We start from the raw sequence: 933 nt of genomic DNA on the forward strand, positions 1-933 counted from the left end.
TTTCGGCACACGGCATCTGGGCGCCATCAAATCGGCGGCGGCGGCGCTCATGGTGTTCGGGTCGGCAATCGGGCCGGGGGTGACGGGGGCGTTCATCGATATGGGGGTCGATTTCCCCAAGCAGATGCTCCCCATCGCGCTGTTCTACCTTGTCGCTGCCGCGCTGGCCACAACCGGCATCGCCCGCTATGGCAAGCGGCTCGCCGTCTAACGCTGGCGGCGCAGATACACGTAATAGGCCCCGCCGCCACCATGACTGATATGCGCGGGCGTGACCTGCAGCACCAGCCCGCCGAGCGGCGGGGCCGACAGCCATTGCGGCACCTGATGGCGCAACACGCCGTGGCGCACCGGGATCGGGCCGCCGTCGTCCCGCCGTTTGCCCTTGCCGGTGATCACCAGAACCAGCCGCTTTCCCCGCCGATGCGCCTGAAGGATAAATCCGGTGAGCGCGGGATGGGCCTGTTCCAGCGTCATGCCGTGCAGGTCGATCCGACCCTCCGGCTTCAGCTTGCCCCGCTTCATCTTGCCGAAGGCCTTGGTATCCATGCGTACCGGCGCGGAACGAAGCTGTTCGCCGAGCGGCGGTGCCACATCATGGGAACCGGCCGGTCGCTTGGGCGCGGGGGGCGGAACAGACCGGGCCTTGGGCTTTGCAAAGCTGGGCTGGGGGGTCTCTTTCGTCTCTACCTCGGGGGTAAACAGCGTTTTCAGGTTCAGCCGTTCCGTTCTATCCGTGACCTTGCGCCAAAGCGCCAGATCGTCGTCATTGAGCCGCCGCCGTTTCATATCGCGCTTTCCGGCAGAAGCGCATAGGCCCCCTGTATCGGCAGCAGTACCACCATCCGCCCCGGATCCCGTAGCCGCCCCGCCGCACGCCCCGCGCCATCCCCGGTGCCAAAGAAGATATCGGCCCGTTGCGCGCCCTTGATC

General features: G+C 66.5%; 2 protein-coding genes and 1 pseudogene. 1 reads left to right on the forward strand and 2 read right to left on the reverse strand.

Annotated features, from left to right (window positions below):
• A pseudogene (locus A3728_RS12180) lies at nt 1-211 on the forward strand (MFS transporter); the annotation flags it as partial.
• Here A3728_RS12180 and A3728_RS12185 read toward each other — a convergent pair.
• Both A3728_RS12185 and A3728_RS22350 read right to left on the reverse strand, forming a co-directional pair.
• Entirely contained in the window at nt 208-789 is a 582-nt protein-coding gene (locus A3728_RS12185) for a Smr/MutS family protein (protein WP_067923956.1), read from the reverse strand. The pseudogene A3728_RS12180 and the gene A3728_RS12185 overlap by 4 nt on opposite strands.
• On the reverse strand, nt 786-933 hold a 148-nt coding region (locus tag A3728_RS22350), incomplete at its 5' end, for a 3D domain-containing protein (protein WP_269084901.1). The genes A3728_RS22350 and A3728_RS12185, both read right to left, overlap by 4 nt.

The sequence above is a fragment of the Sulfitobacter sp. HI0040 genome, from assembly GCF_001634885.1.
GTDB lineage: Bacteria > Pseudomonadota > Alphaproteobacteria > Rhodobacterales > Rhodobacteraceae > Sulfitobacter.